We start from the raw sequence: 16085 nt of genomic DNA, 5'->3' as shown, positions 1-16085 counted from the left end.
CCCTCAGCAATCCAACTTGAAAATCAGAAAAATCTTACATCCGCCGCACCTCTGGAAAGTCCTGTGATTCCTGTTCTGGCAAGCTCCAGAATCTCATAGTCCTCCAGAAGATCCACAAAAGCTCCCAGCTTACTTTTGCTTCCGGTAAGCTCAATTACAAGGGAATCCTTTCCAACGTCAATTACATTGGCACGGAAAATATTTGCAATGGATATAATTCCTTCTCTCTGCTCCGGTTTCGCTGCAACCTTTACCAGGACCAGCTCTCTGCTGACGCTGTTATCCGGTTCCAGTACCTTGATATCTCTTACATCTACCAGCTTTGCAAGCTGTTTTGTGATCTGTTCCAGAATCAGAGCATCTCCACTGCATACAACTGTCATTCTGGAAAACCGCTCATCTGCTGTAACACCAACAGAAAGACTGTCAATATTATAACCTCTCCGGCTGAAAAGTCCGGAAATACGACTGAGCACACCTGCGGTATTATCTACTAACAGGGACAAAATCCTCTTTTGCATAATACACCTGCTTTCACCACTTTAGTCCTGTAAACCTTTACTTCATAAAAAGCTCTGCATGGTTATCATTATAGCAAGAATGAGTCATTTGTCAATGTAAAAATGTACAGTTTATACAAGATATTTATTTTTCAGAACTTCAATCGCCTTAGGAGTCAGATAAAGAGCCTTTTTCAGAAAACGTTCCACAGAACCATAATCTTGTTCAATTGTGTCAAAAACAGTGTCCAGGTATTCCCCTTTTACTTTATAAAGCATCCGCACTTTATCCATAACCTTATTATCTACAATCGTTTTTGTTTCCAGATAACGGACCATATGCTGCATCTCTTCTTCCAGATAAAGATTTGTTTTCAGAAAGTCCTCCCGGATAGTTCTTCTGGGAACTCCAAGAGCGCAGAGAACCAGAGCAGTGCCAATGCCTGCACGGTCTTTGCCTGCACTGCAGTGCCACAGAACAGCCCCCTTCTCATGATTCAGAAGAATATCCATAAAACGGGCATACTGCTTTACTGAATACTCATCTCTGATAAAGCTGCGGTACTGATCATGTAAAAAATCCTCCGGAATCTGCCCAGGCTCTGTAACCAGCTCCAAAAGACTTCCCGCCTGAGAAATTCCTGCTGTTTCTTCATCCACAATGGGAATCTCATAATAACGCACACCCTCAATCAGAGTATCCGGTTTTTCCAGAATTTCCTTCTGAGTTCTGAAATCGATCACTTCTGTAAGACGATATTCTTCTGTAAGAACGTCCTGATCTGTCAGAGAAATATGATAGAGGCTGCCGCTTCTCAAAAGACGTCTGGGAAGGATATGCCTTCCGTCCTCTGTCATCAGCGCCCCCAGATCCCTGGTATTCGGAAGACTCTGAAGATGGATCTTTCCCCCTTTCGGGAAACCCACCACAATATCAGGATTCAGTGCCTTCAGAAGCTGTACACAATCTCTTACCTCTCTGTCTGTCATATCAAATTTATAACGTTTGCGCCTTCTGGTCACAACCACCAGATAACTGGTACTGATCTGCTTCTGGGCGCCGCCTTCCACACCCTCCTGTCTTTTATAAACCCACAGGATATCCCTGCACGGAAGATAATTCATCATCATATGTCTGGCAAAGACCAGATTTCCATCCTCAATCCTTATTTTTCCATATTTCATAATGATCCCCCCAACGCAGATTTCCGCCATGTTTTTCCATTGGCTTTTTCTCTCTTTCTCTTACCCCCTGTAGCCTGTGTACAGGTTCAGCAGACTTTTCCCATTCTTTTTATCATCTGATAAACCGTTTCCAGACTATACGGAAAAATATTCTCATCCAGCTCCATCTGCGGATGATGAAGAGGATATTCTTTTCCCGGAACTGCTGCCAGAAAAACAAGAAATATTCCTCTGGTTTTCTGGAAATACCGATAGGCATTGTCCCCTGCCAGAAACAGTTCATCCTCTCCCTCAAGAATGAAACGCTCCCCAAAAATCTCCTGACCGGTCTTTGCTGCAAGTTCTGTAAACTCAGGGTCGTTTGCAAAAGAAAGTACCGGCTCTTTCAAAAGCTTCAACGTGATCTTTGCCCCAGTTTCTTTTTCTATATTTTTCAGTCTTTTTTCCAGAATACTGTACAGTGCCTGGAAATCTTCTTCCCGGCAGGCTCGTATGTTTCCGGTAAGCATCATGGAATCTGCAATAATATTTCCGTATTCGCCTCCATGAGCCGTTCCAATTCCCACAAGACAGGGAGCCTGTCCCTGATAGCTTTCATTCAGATCGTGTATCTCCTGAATCACTCTGGCGCCTGCATAAATACTGTCAATGCCTTTATGTGCCTCACTCCAGTGGCTGGCCTTTCCTTTTACTTCAATTCCGATTCCCGCAATCATAGCAGAGGCCTGGCCTTCATGAACCGCCATTCCAAAAGGCATATCCACAGCAAAATGAAACATCAGGAAGGCATCTGCCGGGCCATTCAGCGCCCCTGCTTTTATCATTCTCTTTGCGCCTTCCCCGATTTCTTCTGCCGGCTCAAACAAAAATCTTACGTTTACCGGAAATTCTTCCTTTTCCTCTGAAAGAATACCGCACAAAGTCAAAGCCACTGCCAGGATACCGTCATGTCCGCAGGCATGCATACGGCCCGGATTTACAGAAGCATAGGGAAGCCCTGTCTTTTCTTCCATAGGAAGACCATCCATTTCTGCCCTTACTACCACTGTTTTTTCTCTTTTCTTCAGCTCCGGTAATTCTGCGATTATTCCTGTAGGAAAAACCGGGGTAATTTCATACCCCAGTTTTTCCAGATAACTCTTTATATATGCGGATGTTTCCTGTTCTTCCAGCCCAAGCTCCGGATGCATATGAAAATAGTGCCTGTGCCGAAGCAGCTCTTCTTTGTAATTTTCTGCCTCTCTCATTAGCTGAACATCTCTTTAAATGTTTTTTTCTGTTCCACTGCTTCTGTAACAAAAGCCATTTTTGAAGTATCGCCAATAAGAATCGCTCCGCAGAGACGGTTATTCAGGAAATAATATTTCTCATACTGCTTACGTCCCATATCCTTAAATTCCACAGTTCTGTAAATAAGATTTGGATTTTTTCCATTATCTCCGATCGCATAAAGACCTGTGTTCATTCCATGGAAGGAAAGTCCTGCTGATACAGTAGTATATGTCAGCTGATCTCCGACCGCATTGGCTCCTGCAACTTTGCCCTGCTCCAAAGCCTGAGGCCAGATTGCATAATTGATCCCTTCATATTCCGCACAGTCACCACAGGCAAAAATATCCTCGTCACTGGTACTCATATCTGCATTGACCACAATACCTCTGTTGATTTCAAGACCTGCATTTTTTGCAGCTCCCACATTTGCGCGTACTCCCGCAGAAACGATCACCAGCTCTGCCGGGAATTCTCTTCCGTCAGCCAGTTTTACTCCTGTTACAGAGCTTTCTCCCTCAATTGATGCGATCTGCACTCCTGCATGGATCTCAATTCCATTGCTTCTGCTGATCTCTGTAAGCATCTGACTTGCTCCCTCGTCCAGCTGACGTCCCATGATCTGAGGTGCAGCCTCCAGGACAACTACCTGTTTGCGGGCTTTTTTCAGCTCCCAGGCAGCTTCCAGACCAAGAACACCTCCGCCGATCACAACTACATTCTGTACTCTGTCCAGCATTGCCTCAATCTTTTCAATATCCCTCATACGGCGGATAGCAACAACCTCAGGCTTGTCCGTTCCCGGAATAGGAGGAACAAAGCATTCAGATCCCAGTGCATAAATAAGTTTTGTATATTTCAGAACAGTTCCGTCAGAAAGTGCTACCTCTTTTTTATCTGTATGGATGCCTGTCACTTCTTTTTCAAGAAGAACATGGATATTATTTTCCTGATACCAGGATTCCGGCTCAACCAGGATTTCTTTTGCATCCAGCTCCGCTACCATGGATTTTGTCAGCATAGGACGGTTGTACGTAGGATAAGGCTCATTTGAGATCATGATCACAGATCCTGTTTTATCTCTTTCACGGATTGCTTTTGCCGCACTTAAACCAGCTGCACCGTTTCCAAGAATCACATAAAAATTATCTGTATCCTTGTGGAAGCTGCTCTCTTCTGCATCAACAGGCACAAAATTCTCTTTTCCCACGCCGCAGACCGGGCATATTTCCATGGATGAATCAAAAATTTCACCGCAGACAAGACATTTTACCAGTGTGCGTGTTCCTTTTTTCTTCGGATTTTCTTTTTTCTGAAGAATACATCCAAAATTATATCCGTACTCATAAGCATCCAGAAGATTATTTTCACCTGGTTTAAAACGGATTCTCAGGCCGTCCACAACTTTCATGCGAAGCTGCTTCAGTCTTTCAATAATGTGAGGAACTCCCTCTCCGCTCCATCCGTAGCTTCCAAAAGCGCTTGCAAGCTTTCCGCCGTGTGTTCCGGCAAACATGGAAGTTGTCAGATCCCAGATCGGTTTTAAGGCCTCTCCTACAATTGTTGGAGTACCGAACAGAATACCGTCTGCAAAGCCCAGTTCTTCCAGTACCCTGTCCTGATCAGCCTCCACAAGATCATAACTTCTGACATCAATATCGCCGCTGTCCTGAATACCTTTCGCGATTTCTTCTGCAAGCTGCTTCGTATAACCATATGCGCTTACATATGGAATAATGACTGTTTTTTTCTGGTTTGGATTGACAACTGTACACCATTCCTCATAAACATTATACATACTGTCAATGTTTTCATCGATTACCGGGCCGTGTCCAGGGCAGATCATGGAAACATCAAGCTGGCGTACCTTATCCAGAGCCTTTAACATAAACGGTTTAAACGGTCCGATAATACAGTCAAAATAATATTTTGTAGCCCGCATATATCCTTCATGATCTGTGACTTTGCTGGCAAGAACATCATGGAAACCATAATGGGAACCAAAAGAATCGCAGGTTACAAGAAGCTGCTCTTCTTCAATGTAAGTATACATGGTATCCGGCCAGTGAAGGTTGGGAACCACAAGGAAACGGAGAGTTTTTCCGCCGATCTCCATGGTCTGATTATCTTTTACTGCAATAGAAGTAAAATCATGATTTACAATTTCTTTCAGGAATCCGATGGCACAGCCTGTTGCCACGATTTTCATCTGAGGGCTGTACTCCAAAAGTCTTCCAATGCTGCCTGCATGGTCCGGTTCTGTGTGATCCACGATCAGATAATCAATTTTTGTGACATCAATGATTTCTTTCAATTTGTCAAGGTATTCGTCAAAAAATTTCTCCTTGGCTGTCTCAAAAAGAACCACCTTATCTCCTGCTTTCCATACATAGGAATTATAAGTAGTTCCAAATTCCGTATACATGATAATATCAAATACTCTGAGATTATCATCTACGATTCCCGCCCAGTAAAAACCATCACGCAATTCAAGTGTTTTCATTTAAAATCCCTCTCTTTCCTGTGAATTTATCATTTATCATTTTCAGACCCAAAAATCTGTTCCTGCCTGTCAGGATCTGTTGCCTGTTCCGATCAGCCCCAGCTTTTCCAGCCCGTTTTTTATTCCATAATGGAACATATCCGTGGTAATATAATCTGCCAGCTCTTTTATTTTCTGTGAGGCATTTCCCATTGCCACTTTTGTTGCCGCATATTCAAACATGGAAAGATCATTGTTGCTGTCTCCGAAGACAACCGTATCTTCCCACGGAATATTGTAAATCCTGCACACAGCCGCAATTCCCGCAGCCTTACTGCATCCCTTTGGGATCAGTTCCACTGTGGTACCCACAAAAGAATTATTTTCATGACGGATCACATCATAGTAAGCAGACAGTTCCTTCAGCGCCTGCTCTGAATTACAGCCCTTCTTCATTTTTGCGCTGATCTTATTGATCCTCATAGAATTTTCATTTCCTTTAATGGGACGCCATTTTGGTCCAAGAGCCTCTGTGATCAGATCCCGGTACCAGTTTACTTCCAACGTGTACTCATCCTTATCATAGTACATAAAGTCAGCGCCTTCCATAACGGGAATCAGACCGTATCTGCGCAGAATTTTTACAGAAAGATCCGCAACTTCAGAAGACATCTCTTTGTTAAACAGTCGTTCGCCGTTCTTCTCTATAGTAGCCCCACAGGCGCTGATCATTCCGGTAAAAGGAATCTGCTCCAGATATCCCGGAACAAACGCCCGGCTTCTGCCTGTACAAAGCCACGCCTCATGACCGTTTCTGACAAGCTGTGTGATCGCTCTTACCGCGCTGTCCGGAACTCCCTTTTCTATATCGCAGACAGTACCGTCCGCATCAAAAAATACTGCTTTTTTATTCATTTTTCCTCGTCTGTCTTTCTTTTATGCTGTTATTTCCAAAATCCGCCTGCACTCTTTTATGCAAAAAACAGTTCTGCTGCTTTTACAAGACTGTAAGTATCCATTACACCTGCCGTCTCATAAGGAGAATGCATGGCAAGCTGAGGAAGCCCGATATCCACTGTGCTTACCGGCACCTGAGTATTGGAAATATTTCCCAGCGTAGAACCGCCTGCCATATCGGAACGGTTTACAAAGGTCTGATACGGAACATCCGCTTTTGTACATATTTCCTTAAATACAGCTGCTGATACCGCATCTGTGCAATATTTCTGATTTGCATTATATTTAATGACAATTCCGCCGTTCAGAACCGGGTGGTTTACCAGGTCAGACTGATCTGTATAATTCGGATGAAGAGCGTGAGCATTGTCGGCTGAGATCATAAAGCTGTCTGCCAGACACATCAGATATTCCTCATAAGTTCTGCCCAGTCCGGAATTAATGCGAAGCAAAGTATCCTTCAAAAATGTTGACGCTGCACCCTGTCTGGTTCCGCTTCCCACTTCCTCATTATCAAGGACACAGTGTACTGTAATGCTCTCTTTTTTATTGCCTGAAAGAAAACCTTCCAGAGATGCAAAAGCACACTGAAGATCATCCAGTCTTCCAGCAGAAACAAATTCCCGTTCAGCTCCCCACACGGTTCCCTGAACCCGGTTATACAGAAACAGGTCATGGCTTAAAACATTTTCCTCACTGGTTCCTGCCGCCTCTGCGATCAGTTTGCCAAAGGGTTCTTTTGTTCCTGCTGTTCCATACAGCGGAAGCAGATCTTTCTGCGGATTATAAGCATATCCTGAATTTACTTCTCTGTTCATATGAATGGCAAGACTGGGAATCATAAGGAGATTTCTGTCAATGTCAACCAGTTTTTCTTTCAGCTCTCCGTTTTCCCGTACAACCACTCTTCCTGCCACAGACAGAGGACGGTCAAACCACGGAGACATAAGCATCCCCCCGTATTTTTCCACATTCAGTTTCACATAAGCATTTTCTACTGTAATCTCAGGATTTTCCTTAATCTTAAAAGTCGGAGAATCACTGTGACTTGCCATAATATGAAAACTGTACGGTGCTTTTTCCGGAATGGAAAAAGCGATCAGCGCTGAATTGTTTCTTGTAACCATATAATTTCCGCCGGGACTCAGGTTCCACCGTTCTTTTTCTGAAAGCTCCTGAAAACCATGTCCGGTCAGTGTTGTTTTCATTGTATCCACTGCATGAAAAGCAGTTGGACTTTTTCTGATAAATTCAAGTAATTTTTCTGCTGTTTCGTAATACATTTTTACTTACCCCTTTATCTTTTGACTCCTTTCTATTATACGTTATTATTCACTGTAAAGCAACGAAAAACTGAAATGCGACCTTTTTTATCCATTTTTATTGTTACAGCTATTTTCCCGGTAATAAGAACACTTCTGTTCTTAATGCAAAGAGGCACCGGAACACAATTCCGATGCCTCAATAACTATTTTATCATATTCTTTACAAAAAGACTGCTTTATCAGATTCCTGCCAGTTTCAGAACTTCCGGAACTTTGGATTCCCAGCCTAATGCCATAATATGTACACCCTGACAGTATGGCTTACATTCTCTGATAATACGTGCAGCGATCTCAACTCCGGTAATACCGGCTTTTGTCTTTTCCTTGTCAGCTTTCAGCTCATTGATCATATCTTCCGGAACATGAACACCTGCAACATTTGCATTCATGAATCTTGCCATTCCCACTGATTTCGGAATGATAATACCAATCTGAACCGGTTTGCCAAACTGTTTTGCTTTTTCCATAAATTTGATAAATTTTTCAGGTTCAAAAACAGCCTGAGTCTGGAAATAATCCGCACCGGCAGCTACTTTACGTTCCATTTTTGCAAGCTGAGCATCAACAGAGTCACTGCACGGAGACACAACAGCACCTTTTGCAAATTTAGGCGGTTCTCCTACCAGCTGATTTCCACCCAGATCCATTCCTTCTTCCAGCTGTTTCACAGTATGGATCAAAGATACAGAATCCAGATCAAATACCGGTTTTGCCTGCGGGTGATCACCCATTTTTGTATGGTCGCCTGTCAGAAGCAGAAGGTTTTCAATTCCCAGCATTGCTGCGCTTAAAAGATCAGACTGAAGCGCAATACGGTTTCTGTCTCGGCAGGTAAGCTGAAAAATAGGAGTAAGCCCTTCATCTTTAAGAGCCTTACATACCCCCAGAGAGCCGAGGCGCATAACAGAAGACTGATTATCTGTTACGTTTACCGCTGTAATATCACTTAAATATGTTTTTGCTTCTTCCAGTAATCCTTCAATGTGAATTCCTTTCGGCGGTCCTACTTCTGCTGTTACCGCAAATTCGCCACGTTCAAATGCTTCCGTAATTTTCATTGTACATTGCTCCTACTCTATAAATTTTAACCGTTGTCTTATTTGGACACTTCATCATCAGTTGCGTAATTTCGGATCTGTGTGGGACATTTCAGCACATCCAGGCGTCCGATCTGTGCCAGACGTCTGTAAATACGCTCCCATCCACACTCCATTTCGCTGTCCACTTCACATTTTCCATCCTTACAGCCACCGCACTGTCCATTGACAAGGCTCTTGGAACAGGCCGTGATAGGGCAGATTCCTCCGGTTAAGTTCAGATAACATTCGCCGCACTGGTCACAGTTATACTCCAAAGGAGTCACTCCCTGGAATCCCGGCAGCGGATATGTATCACAGGCTGCATATACCGGCTTATCTTCAAGATATTCCGCAATTGTCTGTACTCCTACTCCACAGGAAAGCACCAGAACAGCATCCGCCTCCTGAATTTCTCCCATGTGCTTCTCAAGACGCAGTTTCATATTTTCCGGATTACAGATATAGTCGGTTGTAATAAAACCTGTCAACTTCCCGTCAGCAGCCAGCTCCCTACGGAGTTCCATGGATTCTTTTTCCGGGAAATGTACTTCCTTACATCCCTGGCAGTTGATCATAAAAACCTTTTTTCCGTCCACCAGTGATGCGATAGTTTCCTTTGATTTCAGTTCAGTAATCAGCATATCACTTCATCTCCCTTATCGCATTTTTTCCGGCTTTGATCTTGCTTACTAACGGAATCTTGGAGGAACAGATAAATTCACAGGAACGGCATTCCACACAGTCCATTACATTCATGTCCTTCATACCCTGCCAGTTCTGCTCATCCGCAAATTTTGCAAAATACAGCGGTGAAAGTTCCATTGGACAGACGTCTACGCAGCGTCCGCATTTGATACACTCCACAGGCTGAGTCCGGTCAGTATCAATGGCAATGATTCCATTGGAGCCCTTCATCATAGGAACATTGAGATCAGTAAGCTCAAATCCCATCATTGGACCGCCCATTTTGATCGTAACATCATCATCTGTTGTTCCGCCGCAGTAGTCGATCATTTCTTTTACACTGGTACCGATCTTGACAATATAATTTCCAGGATTTTTGATCTTTTCTCCGGTCACTGTTGCCACACGTTCGATCAGCGGCATTCCTGTACAGATCGCATCAGAAATAGCCTTAACGGTACTGATGTTGCTGACAACAACTCCCACATCTGCCGGCAACCCGCCCTTCGGAACGGTTCTTCCCATTACACGCTTGATCAGAGTTTTTTCTGCTCCCTGCGGATATTTGGTCTTTGCTGTAACAACTTCAATGTTATCGCAGTCGGCAAGCTTCTCTTCCATCAGCGCAATAGCATCTGGCTTGTTGTCCTCGATCACGATGATACCTTTCTGTGCATCAACAGTCTTAAGCACTGCTTTCAGACCGTAGATAATATCATCTGCAAATTCCAGAAGTACTCTGTGATCTGCAGTCAGCAGAGGCTCACATTCACACCCGTTCAGAAGAACTGCTTCGATCGGTTTATTTGGCTTTAATTTAACAGCAGTTGGGAAACCTGCGCCGCCCATACCTACGATTCCTGCCTCACGGACAATTTCGATAATCTCATCCGGTGTAAGTTCTTCATATCCTTTATGCGGTTTTACAGATTCATGCAGAGTATTTTTTCCATCAGATTCAATTACAACAGCCATAACCTCACTGCCTCTGGTGGCGTGAAGACGTGGCTCTACTGCGACTACAGTTCCGCTGACACTTGAATGTACAGGAGCGCTGATAAAGGCAGATGCCTCACCGATCTTCTGACCTACCTTAACGGTATCGCCCACCTGCACAATTGGATCTGCAGGAGCTCCCAGATGCTGTGACATGGAAATAACAACTGTCTTCGGCTCCGGAAATCTTTTAAGAGAAAGATGTTCACTGAACTCCTTGCGCTCTGATGGATGAACGCCGCCATAGTAGCCTGCGAATCTTTCTTCGCGGACAGCTTTCACATAATCATTGATCACCTTGAAATTGGTTTTGGAATAATCGCGAAGCTGTACCGGCTGATTTAAAAATTCCTCAAGACGTCCCTGCTTTTCAAGTCTTCTGTAAATTTTCTCCCATGCGCAGTCCTTGTTTCCATCCACCTCGCATTTGCCGTCCTTTGCACCGCCGCACTGTCCGTTGACAAGACTCTTGGAACAGTCAACGATAGGACAGATGCCTCCTGTAAGGTTCAGATAACACTGTGCGCAGGCATCACAGCTCTTTTTGGTCAGAGCCATTCCGTGATGTCCGGTATAGTTCAGAGAATTGCTGGCAGCATATACAGGCTTACCTGCAAGGTCTGCAACTGTCTGAATACCCAGTCCACAGGAAATCACAATAACATTTTCTGTTCCCTCCGGAATAATGTCCTGTAATTTTTTCTCAGTCTGAGTTTTGTTGCACAGAAAATCAACCTTTACACTGCCTGTAACTGTTTTTCCCTGCTCAGCAGCAAATTTCTCAAACTCACCACATTCCGGTTCTTCAATAGTATCAAATTCCTTGAAGCACTTGTTGCAGGCAACAATGAACAGATGATCCTTATCTGCTAATAATTCTGCCAGCTCATCGTTACTTTTTAACTTATACTTGGTGTAGTTTTCCAATTGCTCACCTTCCTTGTCAAATTGATATACAAGCTTTCTGCTTCTCTGTTGCGTTATTTTTCCCTCTGCATTCAGAAAAACAACCGGCAGATCACTCAGCTTTACAGTTAATACACTTTAGTATAACACATATTAGCCATATTTTCCATTTTAATTGTATATTTTTCATTACAAATATGCATTGTATACAAAAAAACTCCGGTCTTTTTCCTCTTGCAAAATATTACCTGTATATCCTTACCTTATTCTTCTCTTTTCAGCCTTGGGAGATTCCATCTGTAGTGAGCTGCCAGATATCGGATAAGAAATACCACTGCAGAAGCTGCTACCATTGCCGCTACCGTTCCAAAACTTCTGGACATATATACACATACCACTGCTCCCACAATAGAAGCGCAGGCATAAATATGCTTAACAAAGATATAAGGTGGAACTCCTGCCATCATATCTCTCAGAAGGCCTCCGCCGACTCCTGTAATGGTTCCCACAAATACAAGAAGAAACGTATTGTCCATATACCCGTGATGAATTCCTGTATTTACGCCTACCACAGTAAAAATTCCAAGTCCTATGGTGTCCATGATCAACATAAAACGATCATAGATCTCTCTGAAATGGCCTTCCAGAAGTTCTTTTTTCAGATAAAGCACCCAGAATACCACACAGGAAGTGGCAGTTGCCACAATAGTATAAACCGGCTTCTGAAACATCCCCGGAGGAATAATTCCCAGAACAATATCACGGATCATACCGCCGCCTACAGAAGTGACTACTCCAAGAACACAGACGCCAAAAATATCCATTCTTCTTCCTACACCCACCATGGCTCCGGAAGCCGCAAAAGCTATGGTTCCAATCATTTCCATAATAAAAGTAATGATTTCCTGCATAATTTTATTTTTCTCCCCATTCTATTGATCTTAATTTATTTCAGATATATTATGCCCCAAACCGGTTCCGGATCTTTTTATAATAAAGAAATCCCACCAGATCAGCCAGGATCCAGCCAACAGGGATCGCCCACCAGATAGCAGATACTCCGAACTGCGGCATGGGCGCAAAAAGATAAGCCAGAACCACTCTTGTTCCAAGGGAAAGAACTGTCAAGATCAATGACATTACCGGTCGCTCAATTCCCCTATACAGACCATACAGCAAAAACAGACAGCCGATTCCCCAGTAAAAAGTGCCTTCTATGTGGAGATAATGAACGCCTGCACAAACAATCTCCGGTTCTGCCCCCGATAAAAATATACGAATAAGAGGCGCAGCAAAAATCCACACCAGCACTGAAATACAAACACAAAAGCCTGCCGATACCTTTACCGCAAGACCGGAAGCTTTTTGGATCCTGTCATATTTCTCTGCTCCGTAATTCTGAGAAACAAACAGTGAAAATGCATTTCCAAATTCCTGCGCCGGCATATATGCCAGAGTATCAATTTTTACTGCCACAGCAAAAGCTGCCATGATCACTGTCCCAAAGCTGTTCACCAGCCCCTGGATCATCAGTATGCCAAAATTCATCACTGACTGCTGAGCGCAGGTCAGCGTGGAATACTGAACTACTCTGTTCAAAGTTTCCCGTTCCATATGCATGTGTTCTTTCTTCAGCCGCAAAAACGGAATTTTCCAGATGGTATATCCTGCTATTCCGATCCCGGATACTGCCTGAGCAAGAACCGTAGCTTCTGCAGCTCCTCCCACGCCTCTGTTCAATCCTGCCACAAACCAGATATCAAGGACAATATTCAATATAGAAGAAATTGCCAGAAACCACAGAGGCACTACAGAATTTCCGACTGCCCGAAGGAGGCAGGAAAAATAGTTATACAAAAATGTAAAAATAATTCCTGCAAAAATAATTCTGATGTAAGTGTGCATCAGAGGATAAACTTCTTCCGGAATCTGAAGAAGATGAAGAATCGGCTCTGTACATACAAATACCGCCACATTCATGACTATAGCTACAATTCCCACAAACAGGAAAGATACCCACATACTTTTTTTCAGTTCCTGCTCATTTCCCGCTCCATAGGCAATGGAAAATACTGCTCCGCTTCCCATACAGAGTCCGATGATCACTGAAGTAAGAAACGTCATCAGAGTATAGGCAGACCCTACTGCAGCCAGAGCTCCCGCTCCCAAAAACCTGCCTACCACCATAGTATCGGCAATATTATAGACCTGCTGAAGAAGATTTCCCAGAATCATGGGAACCGCAAAAATCAGCATGGTCTTTAATATATTTCCCTCTGTCAGGTTTTTTTCCATTTTTACTGCTTTTTTCATTGTTGCATTTATACCTTTCCGCTCTGATATCTGTAAAATTATAAGATATTTCGTACAAAAAAGTCAACAGACGACAACTTGGAATCTGTATATTTTTCCGGATAAAACAAGAATCCGGAAATACCTGTTTCCAAGTATTTCCGGATTCTTAATAGCAGGGGATGAGAGAATCGAACTCCCACCAAAGGTTTTGGAGACCCCTATCATACCATTTGACCAATCCCCTTTGCGATTACTTTATGAATTATACATTCAAAAGAAACAATTGTCAATAGGCGAATGTTATTTTTTGTAAAATAATTCACCTGTAGTCCATTACACATATTCTTCCAAAGGAAATGGTATCTTTCTTTATGCCGATAGTCAAAAACCGGTATGAGTTTATTTTTCATCCCATACCGGCTTTCGTCATTCTGTTTATTCTGCTACAAAATTTTGCAGCCAGACTCCTTTTTTTACAAGGATAAATCCTATCAGTGATTTTATAATGTCTGCCGACTGAACCAGAGCAAAAATAGCTACTACCGACAGATTTGTATACCTGCTCAAAATAAAAGCAAGGGTTACACTGACACACCACATAAATACGCTGTCAAATAAAAAGGTAACGATTGTTTTGCCTCCTGACCGCAAAGTAAAATATGCGGCATGAAGAAACGCGCTGTTTGGCATAAAAATCGCTGAGATCATAATAAACCTACAGGCCAGCTCTTTTGCCTGCGGATTCGTATTGTAAAGCTCCGGAAAAACAGGCGCCATCAAAAGAAGCACCAGCGCTACGCCCACACAGCAAAATACAGAAAACGCAATCATTTTATTATCTGTATCCCTGGCTTTTTTCATATCTCCTGCTCCCAGAAGCTGGCCTACCACAATAGCAACCGAATCTCCCAGAGCAATGAACACAATATTAAACACATTACTGATTGTATTGGAAATATTCTGGGCTGCTACAACATTTAAGCCACGAATGGAATAGCACTGAGCAAGTATAGCCACTCCGCATGCCCATAAAGCTTCATTTAAAAGCAGCGGCGTACCTTTTACAAAAATCTTCCATACCAGATTTCGCGGTACTTTCAGAGTACGGTATAAACCTTTGATAAAAGGAAGCCGTTCTGTGTTTCTGGACGTCCAGATCAGAATAATAAAAACCTCCACATAACGGGAAAGTACAGTTGCAATAGCCGCACCCTTAACACCTAATTCAGGAAATCCAAATTTTCCGTAAATTAAAAGATAATTGAAAACAAGGTTTACACAAACAGCTGTAACGCCTGCCTTCATAGGCAAAACAGTTTCTCCACATTCTCTCAGTGTACTGGAATATACCTGTCCCAGCATAAAAGGGGGCAGACCGATCAGCATAATGTAAAGATATTGTTTTCCATACATTAATGTAGCTCTTATTTCCTCTGCGCTTCCCTCTCCATGAAGATAAATACGGATCAGGGCATCCCCTGATATTAAAAATACCAGAGCAGTTGCTACAGTCAGGATGACTGCCAGCCAAAATTTATATCGGAAAGTCTGGCGCACGCCTTCGTGATCTTTCTGTCCAAAATACTGTGCTGTAAAAATACCCGCACCTGCCAGTCCGCCAAACATACATAGATTATATACAAAAATCAACTGATTCACGATGGCCGCTCCTGACATCTGCTCAGTTCCGATCCGTCCGATCATAATGTTGTCAAGAAGACTGACAAAATTTGTAATTCCATTTTGGATCATGATAGGAATCGCAATCGCAAGAACCATCTTGTAAAAGGCCTTATCTCCTATAAACTTTCTCCAAAATGCTGTTTTCTTCTGTGTCATTTCCATAAAATTCCTCCTCTCCTCTTTTATAAGTTGATCTTCTTCCGCATAAGCGCACTGAAAATTAGGATACTATAGAAAGAAAAAATATTCAAGTTTTTTATGATGAAAAAAGAAAAATGCCTAAAAACATCCCTGTTTTATCTCTTCGCCTTATATATAGGAAGCATTTTAAGTACAAAAAACCAGTACCCTTGCCTGGTACTGGCTTCATTGTCACCGGACATTCCCTTCCGGTTGCTGTTCCTAAATGACGTAAATAAAAGTTTCTGCAAATAAAAAAATAGCTCATTTCCTATAAAAAAAGTAGCCTCACCGGCTACTCATATTGCACTTTCAAAACTACATACATGTTGACATTGGAATCATTCTGACCTTGCTTATGCTCGATCGCGGTCACCTCATGACTCCGTCATTCGGTGCCTTTTGCTTCGCAAATGTCCAATCCAGTTAAGAACCACTCCTTCACAAGCAAGCTTGCTCCGTCCTGTTTCTTTCCTGTCTTGACCGCTTTCTCGCTTTTTGGTCAAGCCCTCGACCTATTAGTAGCAGTCAGCTCCATACGTTA

General features: G+C 42.9%; 12 protein-coding genes and 1 tRNA gene. All 13 read right to left on the bottom strand.

Annotation, left to right across the window (positions count from 1 at the left end; translation table 11 throughout):
* Positions 1–23: 23 nt before the first annotated feature.
* Positions 24–521 carry an acetolactate synthase small subunit gene (ilvN, locus tag LU279_RS07485; RefSeq protein WP_022066689.1) on the bottom strand — a complete coding sequence of 166 codons (498 nt, stop codon included), beginning with the start codon at positions 519–521 and terminating at the stop codon, positions 24–26.
* Between the two features lie 111 nt (positions 522–632).
* A complete protein-coding gene (locus tag LU279_RS07480; RefSeq protein WP_274421955.1) occupies positions 633–1685 on the bottom strand; it encodes a tyrosine-protein phosphatase in 1053 nt (350 codons plus the stop codon).
* A gap of 86 nt (positions 1686–1771) precedes the next feature.
* Positions 1772–2932 (bottom strand): M20 metallopeptidase family protein, encoded by a 1161-nt coding sequence (locus tag LU279_RS07475; RefSeq protein WP_274421954.1) that lies wholly within the window; start codon positions 2930–2932, stop codon positions 1772–1774.
* Positions 2932–5457, bottom strand: coding sequence for an FAD-dependent oxidoreductase (locus LU279_RS07470; RefSeq protein ID WP_274421953.1), 2526 nt, complete (start codon positions 5455–5457; stop codon positions 2932–2934). Before LU279_RS07470 ends, LU279_RS07475 begins: the two co-directional genes overlap by 1 nt.
* A gap of 69 nt (positions 5458–5526) precedes the next feature.
* Entirely contained in the window at positions 5527–6351 is an 825-nt protein-coding gene (locus tag LU279_RS07465) for a Cof-type HAD-IIB family hydrolase (RefSeq protein ID WP_274421952.1), read from the bottom strand.
* A 56-nt stretch (positions 6352–6407) separates the two neighbouring features.
* Entirely contained in the window at positions 6408–7676 is a 1269-nt protein-coding gene (locus LU279_RS07460; RefSeq protein ID WP_274421951.1) for a M18 family aminopeptidase, read from the bottom strand.
* A gap of 221 nt (positions 7677–7897) precedes the next feature.
* Entirely contained in the window at positions 7898–8776 is an 879-nt protein-coding gene (locus tag LU279_RS07455; protein ID WP_274421950.1) for a methylenetetrahydrofolate reductase, read from the bottom strand.
* Between the two features lie 38 nt (positions 8777–8814).
* Positions 8815–9438: a methylenetetrahydrofolate reductase C-terminal domain-containing protein gene (locus LU279_RS07450; protein WP_274421949.1), complete on the bottom strand. Its 624-nt coding sequence runs from the start codon at positions 9436–9438 to the stop codon at positions 8815–8817.
* 1 nt (position 9439) lies between these two features.
* Complete coding sequence (rsxC, locus tag LU279_RS07445; RefSeq protein WP_274421948.1) at positions 9440–11404, bottom strand: electron transport complex subunit RsxC; 1965 nt, start codon at positions 11402–11404, stop codon at positions 9440–9442.
* 242 nt (positions 11405–11646) lie between these two features.
* Positions 11647–12294 (bottom strand): trimeric intracellular cation channel family protein, encoded by a 648-nt coding sequence (locus tag LU279_RS07440; protein ID WP_274421947.1) that lies wholly within the window; start codon positions 12292–12294, stop codon positions 11647–11649.
* Between the two features lie 49 nt (positions 12295–12343).
* Positions 12344–13678 (bottom strand): MATE family efflux transporter, encoded by a 1335-nt coding sequence (locus LU279_RS07435; protein WP_274422056.1) that lies wholly within the window; start codon positions 13676–13678, stop codon positions 12344–12346.
* Positions 13679–13851: 173 nt separating this feature from the next.
* A tRNA-Trp gene (locus tag LU279_RS07430) sits at positions 13852–13922 on the bottom strand.
* Positions 13923–14113: 191 nt separating this feature from the next.
* Entirely contained in the window at positions 14114–15523 is a 1410-nt protein-coding gene (locus LU279_RS07425; protein ID WP_330684593.1) for an MATE family efflux transporter, read from the bottom strand.
* Between the last annotated feature and the right edge of the window lie 562 nt (positions 15524–16085).

This window comes from Blautia sp. XA-2221 (assembly GCF_028767025.1).
GTDB lineage: Bacteria > Bacillota > Clostridia > Lachnospirales > Lachnospiraceae > Blautia_A.
This window is presented reverse-complemented; position numbering and strand designations above follow the sequence as displayed.

Coding starts and splice junctions, on each gene's coding strand:
- LU279_RS07425 (WP_330684593.1), bottom strand. CDS start 15,523: ATGGAAATGACACAGAAGAAAACAGCATTTTGGAGAAAGTTTATAGGA.
- LU279_RS07460 (WP_274421951.1), bottom strand. CDS start 7,676: ATGTATTACGAAACAGCAGAAAAATTACTTGAATTTATCAGAAAAAGT.
- LU279_RS07455 (WP_274421950.1), bottom strand. CDS start 8,776: ATGAAAATTACGGAAGCATTTGAACGTGGCGAATTTGCGGTAACAGCA.
- LU279_RS07470 (WP_274421953.1), bottom strand. CDS start 5,457: ATGAAAACACTTGAATTGCGTGATGGTTTTTACTGGGCGGGAATCGTA.
- LU279_RS07440 (WP_274421947.1), bottom strand. CDS start 12,294: ATGCAGGAAATCATTACTTTTATTATGGAAATGATTGGAACCATAGCT.
- LU279_RS07480 (WP_274421955.1), bottom strand. CDS start 1,685: ATGAAATATGGAAAAATAAGGATTGAGGATGGAAATCTGGTCTTTGCC.
- LU279_RS07475 (WP_274421954.1), bottom strand. CDS start 2,932: ATGAGAGAGGCAGAAAATTACAAAGAAGAGCTGCTTCGGCACAGGCAC.
- LU279_RS07450 (WP_274421949.1), bottom strand. CDS start 9,438: ATGCTGATTACTGAACTGAAATCAAAGGAAACTATCGCATCACTGGTG.
- LU279_RS07465 (WP_274421952.1), bottom strand. CDS start 6,351: ATGAATAAAAAAGCAGTATTTTTTGATGCGGACGGTACTGTCTGCGAT.
- ilvN (WP_022066689.1), bottom strand. CDS start 521: ATGCAAAAGAGGATTTTGTCCCTGTTAGTAGATAATACCGCAGGTGTG.
- LU279_RS07435 (WP_274422056.1), bottom strand. CDS start 13,678: ATGGAAAAAAACCTGACAGAGGGAAATATATTAAAGACCATGCTGATT.